This window comes from Streptomyces sp. T12 (assembly GCF_028736035.1).
Taxonomy (GTDB): Bacteria; Actinomycetota; Actinomycetes; order Streptomycetales; family Streptomycetaceae; genus Streptomyces.
The window spans coordinates 9536817-9557957 of the sequence record NZ_CP117866.1 but is presented as its reverse complement, the minus strand read 5'-3'; the positions used below and the strand labels follow the sequence as shown (position 1 = coordinate 9557957).

Here is a 21141-nt window from a genome sequence, read left to right as displayed (position 1 = left end):
CGGTCGTGCACGAGTTGTCGATCGCGACGGCGATCATCGAGCGGGCCGACGAACTCGCCCGGGCGGACGGGACGGACACCGTCTCGGCGGTGACCGTCCGGGTCGGCGAGCTGGCGGGAGTCGTCCCCGACGCGCTGGACTTCGCCTTCGAGGTGGCCCGTGACGGCACCCCTCTCGCTGCCGCCCGGCTCGTGGTCGAGGAGGTCCCCGCGCAGGCCTACTGCGGCCCGTGCGCCAAGGAGTTCCCGGTGGGCATGCCGCCGTTCTTCTGGTGCCCGCGCTGCGACCAGCCCTCCACCGAGCTGCGCAGTGGCCGGGAACTGGAGATCATCGGGATCGACTGACACGGCTGACACAGCGCAGGCCCCGCCGCAGCTCGCTGCTCCGGCGGGGCCCTGGTGTGCACGGATCAGCAGATCCGCGGTAGCTGCTCACCGAGCGGCAGGTCCACCACCCGGGTCCCGCCGAGGCCGGTGGCGACCACGACCATGCCGGGGTGCTCGGCGACGCACTCCCCGATCAGCGTGGCGCCGGTGCCCTGCGGGTGGGCGCGCATGGCCGCGAGGACCTCCTCCGCCGCCGAAGGGGGCACGAACGCGACGAGCCGGCCCTCGTTGGCGACGTAGAGGGGGTCGAGCCCCAGGAAGCCGCAGGCGTTCGCGACGGCGTCCGGCACCGGGATGGCCCGCTCGCGCAACCGGACGCCCGTTCCCGAGGCCCGGGCGATCTCGTTGAGGGACGCGGCCAGACCGCCCCGGGTGGGGTCGCGCAGCACATGGACGTCCGGGGTGACCGCGAGCATCGCCGCCACCAGGTCCGCCAGCGGCGCGGTGTCGCTGGCGATCTCGACGCCGAACTCCAGCCCCTCGCGCACGCTCATGATCGCCACGCCGTGCAGGCCGATCGGCCCGCTGACGATGACGGCGTCACCGGGCCGCGCACGCTGGGGCCGGATGTCCACGCCCTCGGGGACGAGTCCCACCCCGGCGGTGGTGACGTACACGCCGTCGCCGTGCCCGGATTCCACCACCTTGGTGTCGCCCGTGGCCACGACGACCCCGGCCGCCTCGGCCGCGGTCCCCATGGTGCGCGCGATCCGCTCGACGACGGTCAGCTCCACGCCCTCTTCCAGGACGAAGGCGGCGGACAGGTAGGCGGGCCGGGCACCGCTCATCGCCAGGTCGTTGACGGTGCCGTTGACCGCGAGGTCGCCGAGGCTGCCACCGGGGAAGAACAGCGGCCTGACCACGTAGGCGTCGGTGGAGAACGCCAGCCGGGCGCCGCCCAGTTCGAGGACGGCGGAGTCGGCGAGCGCGGCGAGGGTGGGGTTGCCGTAGGCGGGGGCGAAGATCTGCTCCATCAGCTCGGCGGACAGGGCGCCGCCTCCGCCGTGTCCCATCACCACGAGGGGCTGGTCGCGCAGCGGGGCGGGGCAGGTCCAGTTCGCGGGGTCGACGGTCGTGTCGGCGAGTTCAGGCAACGGGGTTCATCTCCTCGCGGGGGGCCTGGCCGGCCTGCGCCGTCGGGCCGTTCATCCGGCGGTACAGGTAGTAGGCGGCGCAGGCGCCCTCGCTGGAGACCATGGTCGCGCCGAGCGGGGTACGCGGGGTGCAGGTGGTGCCGAACGCGGCGCACTCGGTCGGCTTGATCAGCCCCTGCAGCACCTCGCCGGCGCGGCATTCGGCGGGCTCTTCGGTGCGGATGTCGGTGACGTCGAAGCGGTGCTCGGCGTCGTACGCGCGGAACGCCTCGGTCAGCCGCCAGCCGCTCAGCGGGATGAGCCCGATGCCGCGCCAGTTCCGGTCGGTGACCTCGAACACCTCCTCGATCATGCGTACGGCGGCCGGGTTGCCGTCCGCGCGTACGGCACGCTCGTACGCGTTCTCCACCCGGTGCTCACCGCGCTCCAGTTGGCGCACCGCCCGGCGGATGCCCTCGAGGATGTCCAGCGGTTCGAAGCCGGTCACCACGAGCGGTACGCGGAAGCGCTCGGCGAGTTCGGGGTACTCGGCCGTGCCCATCACGCTGCACACATGTCCGGCGGCCAGGAAGCCCTGCACCCGGCAGGCGGGGGCCGTCATGATGGCCTCGATGGCCGGGGGCACCCGCACATGGGACACCAGCAGGCTGAAGTTGGTCAGGCTCAGGCGGCGGGCCTGGTGCACGGCCATCGCGTTGGCGGGGGCGGTGGTCTCGAAGCCGATGGCGAAGAACACCACTTCTCGGTCCGGGTTGCGGCGGGCCAGCTCCAGGGCGTCGAGCGGTGAGTAGACCACGCGTACGTCGCCGCCCTCGCCCTTGACCCGGAACAGGTCGCGGTCGGTGCCCGGGACGCGGAGCATGTCGCCGAAGGAGCAGAAGATCACCCCGGGTCGCGCGGCGATCTCCAGTGCCTTGTCGATGACCTCCAGCGGGGTGACGCAGACGGGGCAGCCGGGGCCGTGGATCAACTCCACCTGTTCGGGCAGCAGTTGGTCGATGCCGTGCCGGATGATGGAGTGGGTCTGGCCGCCGCACACCTCCATCAGGGCCCATGGCCGGGTGGCAGTGGCGCTGATCTCGTCCAGCAGCCGCCGGGCCAGATCCGGGTCGTTGAACTCGTCGATGTATTTCATGCGGTTCCCGCCTCCTTCGCCGCCTGCTCCCAGGCGTCCCCGAACTCCTCCTCCAGCAGCCCCAGTTCCTCGAAGAGCTTCAGGGAGGCCAGAGCCGACTCCTCGTCCAGACGCTGGAGCGCGAACCCGACGTGCACGATGACGTACTCGCCCACCCGCACCTCGGGCACGTACTCCAGACATGCCTGCTTCTGCACACCACCGAAGTCGATCAGCCCGGTGAGCGGATCCGCGCTGTCATCGATGGCCACGACCTTGCCGGGCACTGCCAGACACATGGGTCACTCCTTCTGTCGTTCGTGTGCCGCGACCATCAGCTGGCCGAGGGCCAACCCGCCGTCGTTCGGGGGTACTTCGCCGTGGCGCAGGACCGCGAAGCCGTCGCGGGCGAGCAGCGCCGCGCACTCCTCCTCCAGCAGCGCGTTGGCGAAGACACCGCCGCTCAGGGCCGCGGTGGTCAGGCCGGTGGCCCGGCGTGCGTGCCGGCAGATCTCCGCGACGGCGCGGGCGACGCCGCGGTGGAAGCGCGCGGCCATCACCGGTGCCGGGGTGCCGCGCCGCAGGTCGGCGACGATCGCGCTCAGCACGGGCGCCGGATCGCACGCGCCCGCGGTGACACCGAAGGCGTACGCCGAGGCGTCGGCACCCCAGGCGGAAGCGGCCGCGGCCTCCAGCTCCAGGGCGGCCTGGGCCTCGTATCCGGCACGGTGGCAGACGCCCACGAGGGACGACACGGCGTCGAAGAGCCGACCCATGCTGGAGGTCGGCACGCAGACCAGGCCGCGGTTCAACTGCCGTTCCAGGAGCGCCAGTTCCTGCGGCACGCAGGCGGCGACGCAGGGCAGGTCCGGGTCCCACCGCACGCCTGCGGCCCACAGCCGCGCCAGCGCCAGACGGTACGGGTTGGCCACCCCCGCGTCACCGCCGGGCAGCGGGGCGGGGGTCAGGTGGGCGAAGCGCCGGTAGCCGGTGTAGTCGGCGATCAGGATCTCGCCGCCCCACACGGTGCCGTCGTCGCCGTAACCGGTGCCGTCGAACGCGACGCCGATCACGGGTGTACTGCCGTCGAGGCCGTGCTCGGCCATGGTGGAGGCGAGGTGCGCGTGGTGGTGCTGGACGAACACGGGCGTGGCCGGGGGGAGTTGGAGAGCGCGCTGCCGGGCCCACCGCGACGAGTGGTAGCCCGGGTGCCGGTCGGCGGCGACGAGTTCGGGGCTCACGCCGGTCAGACGCCGCAGGTGCGACTCCGCCCGCCGCGCGGCCTCCAGGGTGGTCAGGTCTCCCATGTCGCCGATGTGCGGGCCGAACCAGGCGTGATCGCCCTCGCCGACGCACGGCGCGTTCTTCAGGTCGCCGCCCACCGCGAGGGCGGGGCGTACCGCAACGGGCAGACGCAGCGGTCGGGGTACGTACCCGCGTGAGCGGCGCAGCACCTGTTCGGTTCCGTCGGGGCGGACGCGCAGCAGGGAGTCGTCGCACGGCGAGGCGACGGCACGGTCGTGGGCGAGCCAGGCGTCGGCCAGTCCGGCCAGCCGCGTGAGCGCCTCTTCGTCATCCGTGACGATCGGCTCCCCCGAGCGGTTGCCGCTGGTCATGACCAGCACCCACGGGCCCGGACGATCGCCGGGCAGCCCGAACAGCAGAGTGTGTACGGGGGTGTAGGGCAGCATCACGCCGAGGTGGGGGCTGCCGGGGCACACGCCGGAGGCGAGGTTCGACGAACGTCGGCGCAACAGGACGATGGGGCGCCGGGGACCGGTGAGGGCGGCGCGCTCGGCCGCGGAGACCACGGCGAGCCGCTCCGCGTGGGCAAGGTCCGCGCACATCACCGCGAAGGGCTTGCCGCCCCGGGCCTTGCGGGTGCGCAGTGCGTCGACGGCCCGTGCGTCGGTGGCGTCGCACGCCAGGTGGTAGCCGCCGAGGCCCTTCACGGCGACGATCCGTCCGGCGGCCAGCAGCTCCCGGGCCGCCGTCAGCGCGCCGGCGTCACGGGCGGGGCGGATGCCGCTGCCGGCCGCGGGCACCAGGCGCAGCCGGGGACCGCAGTCGGGGCACGCCACGGGCTGGGCGTGGAAGCGGCGGTCGCCGGGATCGCCGTACTCCCGGGCGCAGGCGGGACACATCGGGAAGCCGGTCATGGTCGTGACCGCCCGGTCGTACGGCATCCCGGTGGCGATGGTGAAGCGGGGCCCGCAGTGGGTGCAGGTGACGAAGGGGTGCCGGTGCCGGCGGTCGCCCGGGTCGGCCAGCTCACGCAGGCAGTCGGCGCAGGTCGCGGTGTCGGGTGGGAGCAGGGTGCGCCCCGGGGACTGCTCGGTGGAGCGGATCGTGAAGGCGTCGTCGGCGCCCGTGACGGGCACGTCCTCGACGCCGATGCCGGTGACGGCGGCCAGCGGCGGAGGCTCGGCGGCCAGCCGGTCGCAGAAGCGGCCCACGCCGTCATCCGTGCCCTCCACCTCGATGAGCACGCCGTACGCCGTGTTGCTCACGAACCCGGCCAGCATCAAGTCGGTGGCCAGGCGGTGCACGTACGGGCGGAAGCCCACGCCCTGCACCGTGCCGCGCACGGTGACGCGGCGGCGCACCGCCCGTGTGGTGGTGGGCGCTGTCACGCGACGGGGCCGGCCGCCAGGCCGGAATCCGCCGGCGCGTGCTCATGGACGTGGCCGTGGGGGTGCGGCGCGAGGGGCGGCCGGTGGACGGGGGCTCCGTCCCGCGCGGCGAGCACCCGTTCCAGGACGGTGTCGACGCCGTCGCCGGTGCGGGCGCACGACCGTACGATCTCCACCCCGGGGTTGACCCGCTGCACGTGCGCGCCGAAGGCCGCCTCGTCGAAGCCGGCGGGCTCGGTCAGATCGGTCTTGGTGAGCACCACCAGATGGGCGGAGCCGAAGGCGGTGGGGTACTTCAGCGGCTTGTCCTCGCCTTCGGTCACCGCCATGAGCACGATCCGCAGGCTCTCGCCGAGGTCGTAGGAGGCCGGGCAGACGAGGTTGCCGACGTTCTCCACGAAGAGCAGCGCGGTGTCCTCGGGCAGCCAGTTCTCCACGTGGCCGCGCAGTTGCCGGGCCTCCAGGTGGCACAGCCCGTCGGTCAGCAGCTGTTTCACCGGTGCTCCGGAACGGGCGAGTCGGCGGGCGTCGTTCTCCGTCGCCAGGTCGGCGGTGAGCGCGGCCACCGGGATGCCCCGCTCCACCGCACGGGCCAGCACCCGTCCGAGGAGTTCCGTCTTGCCGCTGCCCGGGCTGGACAGCAGGTTGACGACGCTCACCGCGCGCCGGGCCATTTCGGCGCGCAGGCTCGCGGCCAGGCCGTCGTTCTTCGCCAGGACGGCCTTGGTGACGTCCACGGACTCGCACATGGGCGTTGCTCCTCGCGGCGGGCTCGGCTGTGCATCGGGAGCAAACCGCGCAAACCGGTCTGCGGCTATCGATCCTCGACGCCGTGGACCATCGGGCAGGCGAGCCCGGCCGCGGAGGGGGCCGCGGATTCCTCCGGGCGGCTCAACGGGGGTGTGGACGCGGGATCGGCGAGCAGCGCGGGGACCATGGCGTGCAGGGCCTCCACGGCACGGCCGACCGCCTTCCTGACCGGTGCGCTGAGGCCCGGGACGATGTCCTCGTCGGCGCGCGGCCTCACCTGAGGTTCGCAGGCGAGCACGAGGACGCGCGGCAGCGGTCCGTCGCCCAGGTGGGCGGCCAGGGCGAGGACCTTCGCCGGGTCCATGCCGTGCGCCTCGGGCGGGGCCGCGGCCCGGGCGCCGTCGGGGAGTTCCGGCTCGATCAGGGACAGCGTGCCGGGTGGGTGGCCCCGTTCGGCCGCGTCGATGAGGACGGCGGTGACGTAGCCGTCCAGCAGTTCGTAGGCGAGGTCCAGGCCGCGGATGCCGAAGTCCCGCACCCGCACCTCGGGCGGCAGCGGGCGCGGCTCCAGGGCGCGGACGACCTCGGGGCCGAAGGCGTCGTCCGCGAGGAAGATGTTGCCGACGCCCGCCACCAGCAGACGCGCACCGCGGCGGGTCATCGCGCGTCACCGCTCAGCGGCCGGTCGGAGCCGCCCGGCTGCTTGCGGACGAAGGCCGACCGCAGGGCGTGGTACGGAGCCTGCGGGTCGAAGAAGATGGCGCGCATCCGGGCGAGTTCGGCCCGCCGGTAGTCCGCGAGGGGTCGCTGTTCCTCGTCCGCCTGCCGTGTCGAGGCCTTCGCGGCGATCCGGCGCGCGAGGTCCGGGGCGGCGGCGAGGGCGGCCGCCCTGCGCTCTGTCTCGGCGGCGAACTCCTGTGCCGCGACGGGTACCAGCCGGTCCACCAGTCCGATCCGCGCGGCCGTGGCGGCGCTCATGGGCAGCGCCTCGCGCGCCAGCCGCCGGGCCGTCTCGGCTCCGACGCGGCGCGGCAGCGTGTACGTCCAGTACTCCGAGCCGTACAGGCCCATCCGCCGGTAGTGCGGGTTGAGGACGGCGCCCGCGCGGCACCACACCTCGTCGGCGGCCAGGGCGAGCATCAGGCCGCCGGCCGCCGCGTTGCCGCCGAGCGCCGCCACCACCAGCCGGTCGGTGGTGCGCAGGACCGCGTCGACCAGGTCGTCCATGGCGTTGAGATTCGCCCAGGACTCACCGGCCGGGTCGGCGGCCGCCTCGATGACGTTCAGATGGATGCCGTTGGAGAAGAAGTCCCGCGCTCCGCCGAGGACCAGCACCGAGGTGGGGCGGGCGAGGGCGTACCGGTAGGCGGCGAGCAGCCTGCGGCACTGGTCGGTATTCATCGCGCCACCGGGGAAGGAGAAGGCCAGGAAGCCGATGTCGCCCTGCTGCCGGTAGCGGATGTCGGTCCAGGTGCGCCGGTCGGCGGGCAGTTCGAGCGGGGCCTTGTCCTCCGGCAGCCGGTGCGGGCCGCCACCGCTGAGGGCGCCGTCGGCCGCGAAGGACGCGAGCACGGAGACCGCCGGGCGGCGGAACGGCGCGGGATCGCCGGAGCTCTTGCGAGGGCGCAGTTCCGGGATCCACACCGCGCCGTCCCGGGTGGCCCGGCAGACCGCCCCGGCCCGCGTGGCGAGCAGCTCACCGGGCCGTCCGCGCAGCCGGTCCTCGGGATGCCCGCCGTGCAGGAACACCTCCCGGCCGAGGATCTCGTCCAGCACGCCGGGCTGCGAGTCGCCCCCGCGCAGCTTGCGCAGCACCGCCTCGGTACTGTCCCTCCCCCAGTCGATCCTCCGCTGCTCCTGCCGGAAGAAGTCGCGCCACACCACCGCGACCTGGGGATCGCTCTGCGGGCGCGGCTTGAACGAACCGTCGGCGTACCGCCGCACGGCCAGCAGGACGGCGGCCGCGGCGGCGTCGGAGGCCTCGCCCCGGTACAGGTCGCTCTTGCCCACCGGCGGCACCGGGAACGACTCGGACGCCCAGATGTCGCCCGCGTCCATCGCCGCCTCGGCCTGGAGCACCGTCACTCCCCAGCGCGGCGCCTCCTCGGCGATCGCCCAGTCCAGGGAGGAGGGGCCGCGGTCGCCGGGCGGCCCCGGGTGCACGACGAGACAGGTGTGCTCCCGCCATACGTCCTCGGGGAGCGCCGACTTCAGCATCGGAGCGATGATCAGCTCCGGGCGCGTCTGGTGTACGGCGGCGCGGACCGCGTCGGGGCCGTGTGAGGCGAGGACGACGTCCACCCGGTGCCCGAGGTCCGCCAGTTCGGCGTACACACGCTGGGACAGGCTGTTGAACGCGCTGGCGACGAGCAAAATGTTCATGACATGGCATACTCGCCGGTTTCCGGGGGCCCGGAAAGGATCACGGCGGCGTTTCGCCCGCGTCGGTCAGGTCTCTTCCTCCATCCGGATCGCATCCCGCAGCCTGTCGACGGCCTCGCTCTGCTCGCCCTTGTACACGTCCACCAGGGCCTCGGCGATCGCGTCGAGCTTGCGCTGGATCGCGTGTTCGGCGCGCATCTCGGCATTCTTCAGCAGGGCCAGGAGCAGCAGGGTCACCGATGTCATGGCCCCGCCCGCGAGCAGGAGCACCTCGATCGCCATGTGCGCCGCGCTGGAGGCGATGAAGAAGCCGACGAGGATCAGGCAGACCAGGAAGAACAGCGGCGAGCTGGTGAAGTTGGAGGCGTACTGCGCGAACTGGTCGAACCGCCCGCGCCCCGGGCCACCCCGCTGAACAGGACTCTTGAAGGTCATGAGCGAGCCTTACCCCACCGTCACCGCGGACGGCGGGCGCCCCGGCCGACCCCACACGAAAAGGGGGCCCTCACAGGCTCTCGCCCGCGAAGACCCTTCGCACCGTCGGGACGACTGCATCGGTTGCGTTACCTCGACAACGTCGCTGCCATGCGTTGGCCGTCTGCCTACGCAGACGGCCAACCCGACACAACGACACCTCTTAAGGCACGCCCTAGAAGACGCTGCTGTTGCAGCCCATGGTCGAGCCGAGGTGGGTGTCCTGCCCACCGGCGTTGCCCTCGCCGTTGAGCGCGTTGCCCAGCAGGCCGTTGAGAATGCCGACCTGGCCGAGGACGTCGAGGTTGAGGTCGTGCGACTTGCAGCTGGAGCTCTGCAGGACGCTGAACTGGTCCCCGCCCTTCTTGCCGCCGTGGCCGTCGAGACCCTGGGCGGTGGCAGTGCCGGCGCTCAGGAGACCGGCACTGCCGAGAGCGACGACCACGACGGCAGCCTTGCGAAGCTTGTGCATATGTCATCTCCGGTGAAGTGAGTGGGTGCGATCTGTGAGGGATCGACTTCGTACGATTACGGGAAGTTAATGTGAAAAAATCCCATATGTCGTGGCGACGCGCCGAAGTTCGTCATCTTGTAGTCGGCTGCGGCTGGTGCGCCCAGGCGCACGACCGGACTCGATGACCTTCGGCAACTACACCCAGGACATCGCTTTCTGACTGTTGGTCGAGGAAACTCGTCGGGTGGCAGGGACTCGACTGACAGGGAGTCCCCACCGCAGGCGTCTTTTGCACCGTTGCCACAACGTGACGCATTGCGCGGGCTCGTGCCGCGCAATGCGCCGACAGGACAGGAAACCAACAAGGCTCCTGCCCCGGCGAGTTGAGACTCAGGGGAGTCTCGAATACCTCCGAATCGGGATCTCTTACCGACCATTCAGGGGCTGGCTGCGAAGCGCACCGGCAGTCGCCCCGGAGGGCGCACCTGGCGGATACCGCGTAGGTTGGTGATGAAAGCGGTCGCGCTCGTAAAGATCGGCAGGGCACGCGCGTGACGCCAGCGGAGATCGATTTCGAGGAGCTGTTCGACGCCGCGCCGAACCCGTATCTGGTGCTGGACGCCGACCTGGTGGTCCGCTACGCCAACCGGGCCTATCTCCAGGTCACCGGCAGGACCCTTGAAGAACTGGCCGGGCAGTACATCCTGGCGGCGTTTCCGGACACTCCTGCCGCGCCGGCCGCGGCGCGTGACTTCGGCGCCTCACTCCAGCGCGTGCTGGATTCCCGCGAGCCCGATGTGGTGGCACCGAAGCGATTCGACATTCCCGTATCCGACCGCCCGGGTGAACTCGAGGAGCGGTGGTGGTGCGGGATGGCCAGTCCCGTCCTGGGGCCGGACGGCACGGTGAAGTGGATCATTGCGCAGGCCGACGATGTCACCGAGTTTCATGTATTCCCCCGTCATTCGTGGCCTCACCCGGCCGCTGAGCACGCAGGCAACAGGGATCGCGGCCCTGATGTATGCCCGGTCGCACGATCTGGAACAACTGAATGAGCAGCTACGCCAGGCGCATGCCCGCGAACGTGAAATCGCGGTCACCCTGCAGGAGGTCACTCCGCTCGCCCGACTTGGACAGGCACCGGGACATCGCTGTGCGCTACCTGCCTGCCTTCGGGTCACTCAACGTGTGCGGCGACTGGTATGACGTGGTCGATCTGCCGCCCGACCGCTACTCCATCGCCGTCGGGGACGTTGTCGGCCACGGCCTTGAGGCCGCCGCCGTCATGGGCATGCTGCGCAGTGCCCTGAGCGCGGCCATCCGGGCCGTTCCCAGCCCCGTACAGGCCCTGGAGGTACTGGGCCTGTACGCCCGGGCGGTCGACGGCGCGCTGGCCACCACCGTGGTCAAGGTGCTCATCGCCCCGCGCAGCCGACTGATCATCTACAGCAACGCCGGCCACCCTCCGCCGGTACTGCTCCATCCAGACGGCAGTTGGCAGCTGCTGGACCAGGCCACCGACCCACCGCTGGGCGCCCGTCCGGAACATGTCCCGCGCCCTCAGGCCGGCCTGTCCTACGCCCGCGGGGACACCCTCGTGCTCTACACCGACGGCCTCATCGAACGGCGCGGCGAAGACATCGATACTGGCCTGGCCCGGCTGACCGACACCCTCATCATGTGATCCAAGGCCCTGACCTGTGACAACCAATCCCCTAGTTGTCGGGACGACAGGATTTGATCCGGCGGACGTACTACAACGACCAGGGGCGGCCCGTGGAGACCGCGGACATCGTGGTGCCCGCCGCTCATTGCGAGATCGTCTACGAGATCCCGATCAATCGCCACTAGCCGTCCTTTGGGAGCCCGCGCGCGCCGGCCCGCTTTGCACCCTGCAATTCCGCGCCGGTCAGCTTGGCACCACGGAAGTCCGCGTTGGTCAGGTCCGCGCGACGCAGATCTGCGTGACGCAGATCCGCACCCGCCAAGGTCGCCTCACGAAGGTCCGCATTGCTCATCTTGGCATTCCGAAGATCCGTGTCGTCCAGCCAGGCGTACTGCAGGTCCACGCAGAATGCCGGCTCGGTCTCCCCCGTCTCCGAAGAAATGCCGCCCCCACAAGTCATGTCTGCTTCGCGAAGGGTCGCGCCTGTGAAAGTCGCGCCGCCGAGGCTCGCCCCCGCCAGATCCGCGGCCCTGAGGTTGGCCTCATCAAGGTAGGCACGCTCCAGGTTCGCGTAGCTCAGGGACGCCTTGCGGAGGTCTGCGCCGCTCAGAGTGACCCAGCGGAGATCGGCATCGGACAGGTCGACCTCCGGGAGGTTGATGGAGGCCTTGCCGGTGAAACGGAGGCCGCGTAGGTCGGTATGAGTCAGGTCGATGATCGTCCCGCTGTCCCGTTCGGGCCGGCGTCTTGCCAGGGTGGCGATCGCCGCCTCGACGTCAGCCTTCAGTCTGTGATCGTCGCGGCCGGCAGCCAGTGGTTCCTTGAGGCTTTTGATACTCGATCCGGCGTGCCGCTGCGCGAAGGCGGCCAGAACGGAGACGACCGTGGGGTGGTCGCGGACGGAGTCCTGCATGATGCGTTGCAGGGCGTAGACGCCTCCCAGCCGGGCGTCCAGAGACTGCGATCCCAGATTGTTGACCGCGGCATTGAACCGGCTGGTGATCTGTCCATGTTCGGAGATCCGCAGTTCCTTGCTGGCCTGTCCGACCTGCATCCAAGTGAACAGCAGCGCGCCCAGAGCGGCGAGCCCCGGCAGGCTGACCGCGACCAGAGAGACCATTTGCATCCGGTCCCGGCCCTCGGACGCGGGCCCCGCCGAACGGCCATGGTGTCGACGCCGGCTAACGCGACGGCGCCGACGAGCGCTACGACGAAGCTCATCGACGCTCAGATTCCTAGCCACCCGCCCATCGCATCCCGCATGCCGAGCGGCAGCAACACTTACTACTCCGGGGAGGCGGAAGCTAAAGTCTGCCCGTTGATCCAAACAAGACGCCCTAGCCGTAGCCCTGCCCCCTGTCGAAGTCGAATGCGTGTCGAAGGCGCATCGATGAGAGGCTCAACGCCGCAAGAGAAGCAGGTCAGCAGGGGTGTAAGACTCGTCCGGCCAAGCGACTTCCAAGCACTTGACCGCAGGTTCGAGCCCTGCCGAGGGCGCCCAGTCTCGGCTCGCCTCCAGGTGGGCGTTGCTGATCACAGCAGGCGTTCGCACGCAGGAGACCGCCGAGCCGGTCCCCAAGGAGCGCATAGAGGGACGGCGATGACTAAACGTTGAAGCGGAACTCCACCACGTCGTCGGACAGGTACTGCCCCAGGGCGATTGCAAAGTATTGATGATCTCGTAGGTGTGCGGGTCAAGGACGTGCGGCAGGCGGGTCAGCTCAGGTGAGGAGTTTCGCGAGCTGGGCCATCTCTGTGGGCGGGTCGATCACCGGCTGGATGAGGAGTTCGTCGACGCCGGCCTGTTCCAGGGTGGTGATGCGGGCGAGGAGGTCGTCGCGGGTGCCGACCAGGGCCAGGGTGTTCATCAGCGAGGGCAGAACCAGGTCCCGGTCCTGCGGGGCGATGCGTCCGAGGTAGTTGGGGTAGAGCTTGGTGTGCCGGTCCGGCGCGGTGGCGGTAGTGCCGCGCCGGTCGAGGAGCCGCCGCACCGCCTCGCGTTCCTCGGGGCCGAGTTGCCCGGCGAAGGCAGGTGTGTCGGCGGCTGTGTCGGCGGCGAAGGCCAGCAGCGACAGGACGAGGTGGCCCGTCGCGTCCCGGGCCGCGTCGCCGTGGGGGTCCTCGTCCTCGTCGAGTAGGTGGAGCGAGGTGACCACGTAGGAGTCCGTGTGGGAGTCGGGGTCGCGGGGTGTGCCCTGGGCGGCGTGGTGGCGGGCGTCGTGCAGCGCGTGCCAGGCGGTGGGGTCCAGCAGGCCGAAGGAGATGAGGCCGGTGCCGCGGCGGCCGGCGACGGCGGCGGCCTTCGGTCCGCCCAGCGCGGCCACGACGAACTCGATCGGGGCGGCGGTGTTCACGTGCGCCCCGGCGTGCAGGAACCGGATGTCGCGGACTCGGTCACCTTCGCGGTACTCGGTCGAACGTCCGGCGCACAGGTCCTGCAGTGCGACGGCGAAGTTCTCCAGCCCGGCCGCCGTGGTCGGCCGCATGCCCAGGGTGCGCCGGGCGGTGTTTCCGGTGCCGACTCCGCAGATGATCCGGCCCGGTGCCAGAGCGTTGAGGCTGGCGAGCCCGCTCGCGGCGGCCGGAGCCGAGCGCAGCGCCGGTGAGGTCACGCCGATGCCGAGCCTGATGCGGCTGGTGGCCTTCGCGCACAGGCTCAAGGCGACGAAGGGATCGCCGTGGACCATCGGGGTGTCGTTGACCCAGAAGCTGTGCAAGCCCAACTCCTCGGCCCGCACGGCGAGGTCCTCCACACCGGGCTGCGCGGCGACAACGACGCCTGCACGCATCAAAACCTCCAAGGGGTGAGGATCGAATCGAACCTGCTCGCAGGGCCGTTGCGGAGTCGCGTGATCTTGTAGCGTCAACGCCCTCGTACCGTCTTCCGGTCGAGGGCATCGAGGCCCCTGTGACAGGCCCCATTCCCGAGGCGAGCGACGGCCACACTCAGCCCGCTAGCCTCGCTGTTTCGATTGGTGTGATGAGACGTCGCTGATCGTCAGCTGTCGGATGAGTGAGGCGCTTTCGGTGCTCGGGCATGGTGGAGTCCCGGCGCAGTGGTCGAGTTCTCCAGGTCGTTCGGTTCGTGGTGGTCAGGTGGTATTGCCGGTCAGCCGGCCGGGCGGGGCAGCGTGGCGAGGCGATGAAACGCCGTGACCAGCTCGTTTCTCCAGGGGTCGATCGCTGTGAGGCTGAGTTCGAGCCAGGCGGCGTTGACGTTGAAGTCGCGGGAGGGGAAGCGGCCGAAGCCGGTGGTCTTGCCGCACCGGATGTGGTCCTCGACGGTGGCATGCCCGCGGGGACGGACCTCCAGGAACTGGGCGGAGCCGCCACAGGAGTAGAGGGTGTCGGTGAGGAACACCTGATGACGCTGGCCCTCGTCCTGGTCGAACAGGGACAGCTTGGCTCCGGGGTGCGGCCGCTCCCGGCGCACGATGATGCGTGTGGCGGACGGATAGCCGTCCAGATCGATCATGCCGGTCAGCTCGGCGGCCTCGGCGCCATCACGCAGCGTCCCGTCCTGGTCCAGGGCGGGATGCCAAAGGCGGTCGGGCATGGCCCGAATGGCGCGGCGGACCGTTCCGGTGATGGCGTATCCGACTGAGAAGTAGGTACGGATTCCTCGTTTCCGCAGGGCGCGGACGTGGGCGAGGAAGGCTCTCGCGGATCCGGCGCCGTCGGTGCGGATGAGGATGTCGGTGCCGTGCCGGTGGGCGTCGGGGATCTGCGCGAGTGCCTGGTCGAGCACGGTGATGTGGTCGCTCGCGGTGTTGGCGCCGGCGTTGCCGGGCCGCAGCCGGCCGGACCGTGCCTCGCCGGTGTTGGCCAGGAAGCACAGCAGCGGGTGGAAACCGAAGCCGCCCTTGTATGTGGGTGCGGCCTGCTGTTTTTCGGAGTGGCAGGTGACCAGCGTGGCGTCGAGGTCCAGGACCAGCCCGGGCAGCATGCGTCCCGCGGCCCGGGCTGCGGGGATGCCCTCACCGTGCTCGGCGGCCTGCAGCCAGGCGACTTCCCGGGCCTGGGCGCGGGCAGAAGCCAGCGAGGTGAGGGAGATGTCATCAATATCGGCGAGCAGCCGCCAGGCCGTCGGCGTCGAAGCGACAGAGCCGAAGACTGCTGCCTGGTCCCGCAGTACGGCCAGGTCCGCGATGGCCGCGCCGCCGTCGGCAAGCATCACCGCCAGGTCGGTGGCGATCCGGCCCGGATCATGCCGCCAGCAACCGTGCCCCAGCATGACCGACCATCCCCGAACCATCGGCACTGACCTGGACCTTGGGACGCAACCCGATCGCCTGCACGTAGAGCGTGCCCTCCGCCTGAACCGGCGGAACCCCGCAGCAAGGCTCACCGTCCCCGGTCAGGAAGCACTTTCGCGTTTCCGCCTCAACAGCCGCCGTACCCAAGCGAAACGGCGAGGCTAGGGCTCCCCTTTCGGGGCTACCCCGAGGAGGATGCCCGGGCGGTACGTTCACGTGTCGGCTCCCGCCGCATGGTCCCGGCCTTCGCCCAGCAGCCGCAGTGGGCTACGACTGCCTTCCAGACCGCCCGCGCCGGGCGTCGCTCCGCACCCGCCGCCTCGCATGATCCACATGCACGGCATGGGCACGTGTGCCCTACTGGTAAAGGGTCCCGATATGCGTCAATCGACGCGACCGAGCTATTTGTTGACGAATCAAACGATGGCTGCTTTTCACGCGCCCCCACATCCATGACTCACCAACCCTGGAGAGGGACGATCTCGTGATCAGAGGCGACGGCATACGACGCAACATTGCCCAGGTCGACGCAGACGAGGTGTCGGCGTTCATCGACGCCATCAAGCAGCTGCAGACTCGCCACTACCCGGGAAACCGGGATGACTTCCCCGTCGGGGGTGTCAGTCAGTGGTACAAGCAGGACGAGATCCACCAGGCGACGCATGTCCACGGCGGTCCGGAGTTCATCCCATGGCACCGGGAGCTCTGCAACCGGTTCGAGCAGCTGATCCGCTCCGTAGACCCAAGGCTGTCGCTGCACTACTGGGACTGGACGACGGATCCCAGCCCGCTCTTCACGCCCAGCGTGATGGGGTCGAAATCAGGAGAGGCGGGAGAGCCCTGGCTCAGCGCCGGTTTCTACAACCCGACCGCCGACCCCTACCGCGGCGATGCCTTCGACCCCGAGCACGCCAACCCCTTCGACCCGCCGCGCAGCATCACCCGCGCGGTACCGGGCGAGGCGCCTCAGCCGCCCTTCTCCGATGCCGACATCATCGGCTCGCCGGATTACCGGAGTATGCGGATCAAGCTCGAAGGCAGCCACAACAGCGCCCACGGTTACATCGGCGGCACCATCAGCGATGGCCACACGGCCTTCCGTGACCCGTTCGTCTTCCTGCTCCACGCAAACGTCGACCGGCTTTACGCGATGTGGCAGTACGCCGAACCGGTCACACGGCTTGATCCGACGACCGTGTACGGCGTCGATCCCGCAGAGCCCATGTGGTACGCGCGCACACTCCAGCCCTGGGACGGCAACGGGAACATCCGCCCCTGGACGGCACCGGAGAACGAGCAGGTGGTGAAGGATTACCAGCACCCCAGCGTCGTCACGCCGCCGCAGTACGACACGCTCCCGGCCATCGCCGACGGTTACGCCATCGCGCAGAAACTGGACGACCTGCGGCACTTGCTCGAAGATCCGGCTGTGCTCCAAGCGGTCAGGACCCTCCTCCCCGCCTAAAAGACTGATGGAGATGTTGGCTTCTGGCTCCGCCGCGTCAGTGGTGGAGCCAGACTCGTTCTGCGGTTCAAGGGGAGTGAGTTGGGGAGACAGTCGGCCCGGACTGTTCGCGGACATGCATCCGTCGTGAACGGCACCAGCGTTCCAGGGCCGCAGTCGCCCGGACATGCCCTCGCCGGTGTTCGCCGGCAGACACACCAGTGGAAGCCGAAGCCGCCCTTGTACGTGGGTGCGGCCTGGTCCTTCTCGGAGTGGCAGGTCACCGGTGTGGCGTCGATGTCCAGGACCAGGCCGGGCGCTTCCTGTCCACCGGGTTTCGCCGCCGGCATGCCGGAACGGGTCTCAGATGCCTGCAGCCAGGCCACTTCCCGTGCCTGAGCGCGGGCCGAACGCAGACGGTCCAGTACGTGCCGGCAGGGCGCCAGTCGGTGTCGAGACGACCGGGCCGAACACCTGGCCCCCTGGTCCCGCAGCACGGCCGGATCCGTAATGGCCGGCCGGCATCACCGCGAGGTCGGTGGCGATCCGGCCCGGGTCATGACCAGTGCCCAACCACTCCCGAACCGTCGGCGGAGACATGGAGCTTGGGACGCGAACCGATACCCTGCACGCAGAAAGTGTCTTCCGCCTGGACCGACAGACCCCCTCGACAAGGTTCATCGTCCCAGGTCAGGAGGGCACTTTTGCGCTACGGCACAGAACCCGGCCCTGCCCCGCCAGTCCGGGAAGGGCCTGGGTGCAACGACGGTTCCGTGCAGGGCGATCAGTCCCAGGGAGTCTTGGGCAGCGAAGGCAACCACCGCCCAGCCGAACTTCCTGGTGCGCCGGTGCTTCTTGGCAAGGAACCCGCCGATCCGCATCCGCGCGTACGAGCCGATCTGGTCACAGACATGGGCCGAGTTCCCGAACCGGAAATACGCAGCCCATCCGCGCAGAAACGCGTTCACGTCCTCCACGATCACCTTGACCGGCCGCAACAGCCTGCGTCGGTCCGTGAGTTCACGGATCCGGTCGCGGGCATGCTGCATCGCCCTTGCCGAGGGCCAGCGGGCGAGGAAGGCAACCGGGCGCCGGTTGCCGTGCGGCCGGGACAACGCCACCCACCGGTGGTGGAAGCCAAGGAAGTCGAACCCCTCGCCGCTCACCGGCAGGTGCTCGATCCTGGTCTTGGCCGCCTTCGGCTCCAGGTCGAGTTGAGCCAGCAGGCTCCGCAGCCGCTCCAGGGCGGCCTCAGCCTGCTCGCGGCTGGCGCACATCACCACCGCATCGTCGGCATAGCGCACCAGCACCCCGTGTTCCCGTGTCGACCACGCCCGGTCCGGCCGGTGCACATAGACATTGGCCAGCAGCGGGGAGATGACCCCGGCCCGCAGCATCGCGCGCAGGAGCTTGAGAGGACCGACCGGTCCACGACAAGCAGTTGGCGATGTCCGTCTCCACCACCCAACGCCTGTCCCGCCACGCCTCATCCACGAGGACCTGGAGGGCATCGTGCGCTCCGCGCTCCGGCCGGAACCCGAACGAGCACGGGAGCATGCCGGCCTCGAAGACCGGCTCGAGCACGATCTTCAACGCGGCCTGCACGATCCGGTCGCGAACCGAGGGAATCGACAATGGCCTCTGCTCCGCCACCCCGGGCTTCGGAATGAACACCCAGCGCGCCATTGTTGCGACGCACCGTCACCCACGCGCGCCTCAGGACGTCCCTGCGGTGGACCTTGCCCCCCAGCGCGTGGAACCGCCGTCCGGGATCGGCCTTGGCCGCCCGGTAGAGCGCATGCTGCAAGGCTCGGACCGGATCCAGCTTCAGGGATCCCGACGTGGTGGAACTAGCCGAAACGGCACTCACCAAGCCCCTCCACACAACCTGCGCATCGACGAAGCAGCAGCCCTTCCCGGCGGCCGTAATACCGCGATGAGCCGACGGACAACACAACCGCCGGCCAGGGAAGCCGCAGTCGAGCACGGTGTCGAACAACTCGTCGAGCACGGCCAGTTGCCGGGCGTCGTGCCGGAGGAAGCGCACCGAACGGTCTCGGGCTCGCGCCTTTTCCTCAGCCGTGCGCAAGGCGTTTGCGGCCAGGTCCGCGCCGGTCGCATCGAGGCCGAGTCTGCCGCCATGATCGCGTGCTCACCGGTGGCGCAGCCGGCGTCCAGGACCCGCCCCCGGAGGACACCGGCTTCGGCGAGGTCCTCGAACGCCGGTTGGGGGCGGCCGATGCCCCAGGGCGGCCGGGTGACGTACAAACCCTCGGGCCTGATCGTCCGGTTCCGGTGACGCTCCCAGCTTTATCGAGACACATTGTCACTGTCAATTCATGATGTTACGACGTCGCCGGACCGTATGCTGGGGCCGTGCCCAAGCTGTGGACCGAGACCATCGACGCGCACCGCGCCGCAGTACGCGCCGCGGTCCTGGAAACCACCGCGGCGCTGGTCGCCGAGTACGGGCTGACGTCGGTGACGATGTCACGGATCGCCAAGGACTCCGGGATCGGCCGTGCGACGCTGTACAAGTACTTCCCGGACGTCGAGTCGATCCTGCTCGCCTGGCACGAGCAGCAGATCAGCCACCACCTCGACCACCTGGCCTCGGTCCGGGACCGGATCGAGGAGCCGGGTGAGCGCCTCGAAGCCGTGCTGCGGGCCTTCGCCCTCATCTCCCGCGAATCGCGGGGCCACCACGACAACGACCTCGCGGCGTTCCTGCACCGGGACCAGCAGGTCACCGAGGCACAGCGGCGGCTGCACGGCATGATCGAGGACCTGCTGGCCGACGCTGTACGGACCGGTGCGGTCCGGGACGACATCCCGCCCGGCGAGCTCGCGAGCTACTGTCTGCACGCCCTGACCGCGGCCGGCGCCCTGCCGTCAAAAGCTGCGGTCCACCGGCTTGTCACGGTCACCCTGGCCGGGGTGCGGCCCTGTCCCGCCGACACCTCGGAGGGCACCCGGCACGTCGACGCCACCGCGCACCCGCCACACCACCACGGGCACAACTCCGCCCGCGACCATCACTCGCCCGGTTCATGACCGGGGTCGCGCTGCTGGACTGAAACCCTCCGGAGCCGCGCGCACGGCTCAGTGGCTGTGCCCGTCGTCGGCGTGCCCGGCATCCTCGGTGCCCGCAGGAATTCCCGTCCGCGAGGGCTCGGAAGCCGGCGTCTCGTTGCCCGGCTCTTCATGATGCCCCGGCTCCTGATTACCCGGCTCCGCCTCCTCCGGCGTCCCCGTCTCCCCGGTCGTCTCCTCGCCGTGACTGTGCCCACCACCACCCGCATCCGCGGCCATGCCGTCGGCGATGCCGCGCAGACCGACGAATGCGACAGCCGCGGTCACCAGGACCAGCACCCCCGCGGGGCCGGCGATGCTGCGCCACCGCGCCGGCTCGTGCCGAAGTACGTAGGCGATGAAGGACAGGCTCAGCCCGAAGGGGATCAGCATCGCGGCGCGTTCGGGAAAGTCCTCGAAGTGCTACAGTCCGCCGCTGAGCATGCCGATGCCCAAGGACAGCGCGAGTGAGGCAGCCACGACGCCGAACACTCTGCGCGCGCCCGGTCGCCGCTTGGTGAGCACGAACTCGTTGAGGACGATGGCGAAGAGGAAGACCGCCGCGCCGACGACGGCAATGAGGGTGTAGCGGGCGGGGTCCAGCGGGTGGTGCACGATGGCGCCGCTGATCAGTCCGGCGCCGACGAACGTGGCGGCGTAGCCGAGATAGTTACCGAGCAGGGGCGTGCGCTTCGGGGCGCGCCGACGGATCGCATCGGCGCGGTTCGCTGCTGGATGACATGGGGGTACGGCTCGTACGCCTGCGGTGCTCGTCGAGGCGTGGGTACGGCGGTGCTGTCGGTGAGGTGCTGCTGGGACACGAAGGACGCCTTTCAGCGCGGGCCGGCACGCGGGTGCACTGGACCGGCCCGTGGGAGCGCAGACGGTGAACGGGGGGAGAAGCGCAGGCCGGGCCAAGAAGGCCCGGCACGCCGAGGCGCGGCACCTTCGGGTGCGCGCGTCAGATCACCGTCGGCCTAGATCCGCAGCACCGACAACCGGGACAGCGGCGGACCCCCGCCGGCGTCCTGAAGCGCATCGGCCCTGAGTGCACCGAGGTCCACGGCACCGCTCCACGTCGCCGCGCAGGGCGGCGGAAGCAGCCACGATCCGCTCGGGGTCAGCGCGAAGCAGTCGGACGCGGGCGTTCCCTCCGCTTGGGCACTGTGCTGCGAATCGTCGACGAGGGCGGCGGCGTGCGCCTGATGGGCGTGCGGAGCCGAGCCGACTGCCGACAGGCCGCCATGCGCCCCGGCGTGGCTCAAGGTGTGCAGAACCCCGACGCCGAGCAGCAACAGAGCGAGCAATACGAGACGCAGGGCCACGCAGCCTGCCTTCATACCGTCGCTCTCCACTGTCTCCGCCGCCCGTGCGGGCACTGATCATTGCCCCTTGGCCGCATCGCCCTACTCGGGG

21 protein-coding genes and 3 pseudogenes are annotated in these 21141 nt (G+C 70.2%); 7 read left to right on the top strand and 17 right to left on the bottom strand.

The genetic code is table 11. From position 1 onward, the window contains the following. Window positions 1-5: 5 nt before the first annotated feature. Window positions 6-344, top strand: a complete 339-nt coding sequence (gene hypA / locus PBV52_RS42895) for a hydrogenase maturation nickel metallochaperone HypA (protein ID WP_274246541.1) — start codon at window positions 6-8, stop codon at window positions 342-344. A gap of 65 nt (window positions 345-409) precedes the next feature. Here hypA and hypE read toward each other — a convergent pair whose 3' ends face one another. The 9 genes from hypE to PBV52_RS42850 all read right to left on the bottom strand — a co-directional run bounded on the left by hypE (window position 410) and on the right by PBV52_RS42850 (window position 9305). After that, a complete protein-coding gene (gene hypE, locus PBV52_RS42890) occupies window positions 410-1480 on the bottom strand; it encodes a hydrogenase expression/formation protein HypE (protein WP_274246539.1) in 1071 nt (356 codons plus the stop codon). Then, the gene (gene hypD, locus PBV52_RS42885) at window positions 1473-2615 is read right to left on the bottom strand and encodes a hydrogenase formation protein HypD (protein ID WP_274246537.1); all 1143 of its coding nucleotides are present in this window, start codon (window positions 2613-2615) and stop codon (window positions 1473-1475) included. The genes hypE and hypD overlap by 8 nt, the downstream gene beginning before the upstream one ends. Next, a complete protein-coding gene (locus PBV52_RS42880; RefSeq protein ID WP_037671093.1) occupies window positions 2612-2893 on the bottom strand; it encodes a HypC/HybG/HupF family hydrogenase formation chaperone in 282 nt (93 codons plus the stop codon). The genes hypD and PBV52_RS42880 overlap by 4 nt, the downstream gene beginning before the upstream one ends. A gap of 3 nt (window positions 2894-2896) precedes the next feature. Next, window positions 2897-5227: a carbamoyltransferase HypF gene (gene hypF / locus PBV52_RS42875; RefSeq protein ID WP_274246534.1), complete on the bottom strand. Its 2331-nt coding sequence runs from the start codon at window positions 5225-5227 to the stop codon at window positions 2897-2899. Continuing rightward, on the bottom strand, window positions 5224-5976 hold the full coding sequence (gene hypB / locus PBV52_RS42870) for a hydrogenase nickel incorporation protein HypB (RefSeq protein ID WP_274246532.1): 753 nt from the start codon (window positions 5974-5976) through the stop codon (window positions 5224-5226). The genes hypF and hypB overlap by 4 nt, the downstream gene beginning before the upstream one ends. Before the next feature lie 65 nt (window positions 5977-6041). Then, a complete protein-coding gene (locus tag PBV52_RS42865; protein WP_274246529.1) occupies window positions 6042-6638 on the bottom strand; it encodes a hydrogenase maturation protease in 597 nt (198 codons plus the stop codon). After that, window positions 6635-8359 carry a hydrogenase maturation protein gene (locus PBV52_RS42860; RefSeq protein ID WP_274246527.1) on the bottom strand — a complete coding sequence of 575 codons (1725 nt, stop codon included), beginning with the start codon at window positions 8357-8359 and terminating at the stop codon, window positions 6635-6637. The genes PBV52_RS42865 and PBV52_RS42860 overlap by 4 nt, the downstream gene beginning before the upstream one ends. 66 nt (window positions 8360-8425) lie before the next feature. Then, window positions 8426-8794: a low affinity iron permease family protein gene (locus PBV52_RS42855; RefSeq protein WP_274246525.1), complete on the bottom strand. Its 369-nt coding sequence runs from the start codon at window positions 8792-8794 to the stop codon at window positions 8426-8428. Window positions 8795-9008: 214 nt separating this feature from the next. Beyond that, window positions 9009-9305 carry a hypothetical protein gene (locus tag PBV52_RS42850; RefSeq protein WP_274246523.1) on the bottom strand — a complete coding sequence of 99 codons (297 nt, stop codon included), beginning with the start codon at window positions 9303-9305 and terminating at the stop codon, window positions 9009-9011. Window positions 9306-9838: 533 nt separating this feature from the next. On the opposite strand from PBV52_RS42850, the gene PBV52_RS51485 reads away from it, so the two are divergent. The 3 genes and pseudogenes from PBV52_RS51485 to PBV52_RS42840 form a co-directional block, all read left to right on the top strand. Further along, a complete protein-coding gene (locus PBV52_RS51485; RefSeq protein ID WP_306801466.1) occupies window positions 9839-10342 on the top strand; it encodes a PAS domain-containing protein in 504 nt (167 codons plus the stop codon). Between the two features lie 74 nt (window positions 10343-10416). Continuing rightward, entirely contained in the window at window positions 10417-10971 is a 555-nt protein-coding gene (locus PBV52_RS51480; RefSeq protein ID WP_306801465.1) for a PP2C family protein-serine/threonine phosphatase, read from the top strand. Between the two features lie 56 nt (window positions 10972-11027). After that, window positions 11028-11138, top strand: a pseudogene (locus PBV52_RS42840) (GntR family transcriptional regulator); the annotation flags it as partial. Here the strand turns inward: PBV52_RS42840 and PBV52_RS42835 are convergent. From PBV52_RS42835 to PBV52_RS42825, 3 genes and pseudogenes are all read right to left on the bottom strand, one after another. Continuing rightward, the gene (locus tag PBV52_RS42835; RefSeq protein WP_274246522.1) at window positions 11135-12073 is read right to left on the bottom strand and encodes a pentapeptide repeat-containing protein; all 939 of its coding nucleotides are present in this window, start codon (window positions 12071-12073) and stop codon (window positions 11135-11137) included. The pseudogene PBV52_RS42840 and the gene PBV52_RS42835 overlap by 4 nt on opposite strands. A 601-nt stretch (window positions 12074-12674) precedes the next feature. Next, on the bottom strand, window positions 12675-13742 hold the full coding sequence (locus tag PBV52_RS42830; RefSeq protein ID WP_274246520.1) for an LLM class flavin-dependent oxidoreductase: 1068 nt from the start codon (window positions 13740-13742) through the stop codon (window positions 12675-12677). Between the two features lie 320 nt (window positions 13743-14062). After that, window positions 14063-15251 (bottom strand): annotated as a pseudogene (locus tag PBV52_RS42825) (IS1380 family transposase). A 442-nt stretch (window positions 15252-15693) separates the two neighbouring features. On the opposite strand from PBV52_RS42825, the gene PBV52_RS42820 reads away from it, so the two are divergent. After that, complete coding sequence (locus PBV52_RS42820) at window positions 15694-16674, top strand: tyrosinase family protein (RefSeq protein ID WP_274246519.1); 981 nt, start codon at window positions 15694-15696, stop codon at window positions 16672-16674. A gap of 656 nt (window positions 16675-17330) precedes the next feature. Here the strand turns inward: PBV52_RS42820 and PBV52_RS42810 are convergent. Both PBV52_RS42810 and PBV52_RS42805 read right to left on the bottom strand, forming a co-directional pair. Further along, window positions 17331-18050 (bottom strand): group II intron maturase-specific domain-containing protein, encoded by a 720-nt coding sequence (locus tag PBV52_RS42810; RefSeq protein ID WP_274246517.1) that lies wholly within the window; start codon window positions 18048-18050, stop codon window positions 17331-17333. A gap of 100 nt (window positions 18051-18150) precedes the next feature. After that, window positions 18151-18261 (bottom strand): annotated as a pseudogene (locus PBV52_RS42805) (hypothetical protein); the annotation flags it as partial. Here PBV52_RS42805 and PBV52_RS42800 point away from each other — a divergent pair. Beyond that, the gene (locus PBV52_RS42800) at window positions 18209-18952 is read left to right on the top strand and encodes a hypothetical protein (RefSeq protein ID WP_274250031.1); all 744 of its coding nucleotides are present in this window, start codon (window positions 18209-18211) and stop codon (window positions 18950-18952) included. The pseudogene PBV52_RS42805 and the gene PBV52_RS42800 sit on opposite strands and share 53 nt — an antisense overlap. Window positions 18953-19029: 77 nt before the next feature. Beyond that, window positions 19030-19707, top strand: coding sequence for a TetR/AcrR family transcriptional regulator (locus PBV52_RS42795; protein ID WP_274246515.1), 678 nt, complete (start codon window positions 19030-19032; stop codon window positions 19705-19707). Between the two features lie 48 nt (window positions 19708-19755). On the opposite strand, the gene PBV52_RS42790 is transcribed toward PBV52_RS42795, so the two are convergent. The 3 genes from PBV52_RS42790 to PBV52_RS42780 form a co-directional block, all read right to left on the bottom strand. Further along, window positions 19756-20118 carry a hypothetical protein gene (locus PBV52_RS42790; protein ID WP_274246513.1) on the bottom strand — a complete coding sequence of 121 codons (363 nt, stop codon included), beginning with the start codon at window positions 20116-20118 and terminating at the stop codon, window positions 19756-19758. A 30-nt stretch (window positions 20119-20148) separates the two neighbouring features. Next, window positions 20149-20340: a hypothetical protein gene (locus PBV52_RS42785; RefSeq protein WP_274246511.1), complete on the bottom strand. Its 192-nt coding sequence runs from the start codon at window positions 20338-20340 to the stop codon at window positions 20149-20151. Between the two features lie 362 nt (window positions 20341-20702). Continuing rightward, window positions 20703-21065, bottom strand: a complete 363-nt coding sequence (locus PBV52_RS42780; protein WP_274246509.1) for a hypothetical protein — start codon at window positions 21063-21065, stop codon at window positions 20703-20705. Window positions 21066-21141 lie beyond the last annotated feature (76 nt).

What these genes read in the sequence shown, in the direction of transcription:
- hypD (WP_274246537.1), bottom strand. Translation starts at nt 2,615, where the DNA reads ATGAAATACATCGACGAGTTCAACGACCCGGATCTGGCCCGGCGGCTG.
- hypB (WP_274246532.1), bottom strand. Translation starts at nt 5,976, where the DNA reads ATGTGCGAGTCCGTGGACGTCACCAAGGCCGTCCTGGCGAAGAACGAC.
- PBV52_RS42860 (WP_274246527.1), bottom strand. Translation starts at nt 8,359, where the DNA reads ATGAACATTTTGCTCGTCGCCAGCGCGTTCAACAGCCTGTCCCAGCGT.
- PBV52_RS42865 (WP_274246529.1), bottom strand. Translation starts at nt 6,638, where the DNA reads ATGACCCGCCGCGGTGCGCGTCTGCTGGTGGCGGGCGTCGGCAACATC.
- PBV52_RS42835 (WP_274246522.1), bottom strand. Translation starts at nt 12,073, where the DNA reads ATGGTCTCTCTGGTCGCGGTCAGCCTGCCGGGGCTCGCCGCTCTGGGC.
- PBV52_RS42790 (WP_274246513.1), bottom strand. Translation starts at nt 20,118, where the DNA reads ATGCTGATCCCCTTCGGGCTGAGCCTGTCCTTCATCGCCTACGTACTT.
- PBV52_RS42800 (WP_274250031.1), top strand. Translation starts at nt 18,209, where the DNA reads ATGCCGGCCTCGAAGACCGGCTCGAGCACGATCTTCAACGCGGCCTGC.
- PBV52_RS42830 (WP_274246520.1), bottom strand. Translation starts at nt 13,742, where the DNA reads ATGCGTGCAGGCGTCGTTGTCGCCGCGCAGCCCGGTGTGGAGGACCTC.
- PBV52_RS42810 (WP_274246517.1), bottom strand. Translation starts at nt 18,050, where the DNA reads ATGCTGCGGGCCGGGGTCATCTCCCCGCTGCTGGCCAATGTCTATGTG.
- PBV52_RS42880 (WP_037671093.1), bottom strand. Translation starts at nt 2,893, where the DNA reads ATGTGTCTGGCAGTGCCCGGCAAGGTCGTGGCCATCGATGACAGCGCG.
- PBV52_RS42855 (WP_274246525.1), bottom strand. Translation starts at nt 8,794, where the DNA reads ATGACCTTCAAGAGTCCTGTTCAGCGGGGTGGCCCGGGGCGCGGGCGG.
- PBV52_RS42850 (WP_274246523.1), bottom strand. Translation starts at nt 9,305, where the DNA reads ATGCACAAGCTTCGCAAGGCTGCCGTCGTGGTCGTCGCTCTCGGCAGT.
- PBV52_RS42780 (WP_274246509.1), bottom strand. Translation starts at nt 21,065, where the DNA reads ATGAAGGCAGGCTGCGTGGCCCTGCGTCTCGTATTGCTCGCTCTGTTG.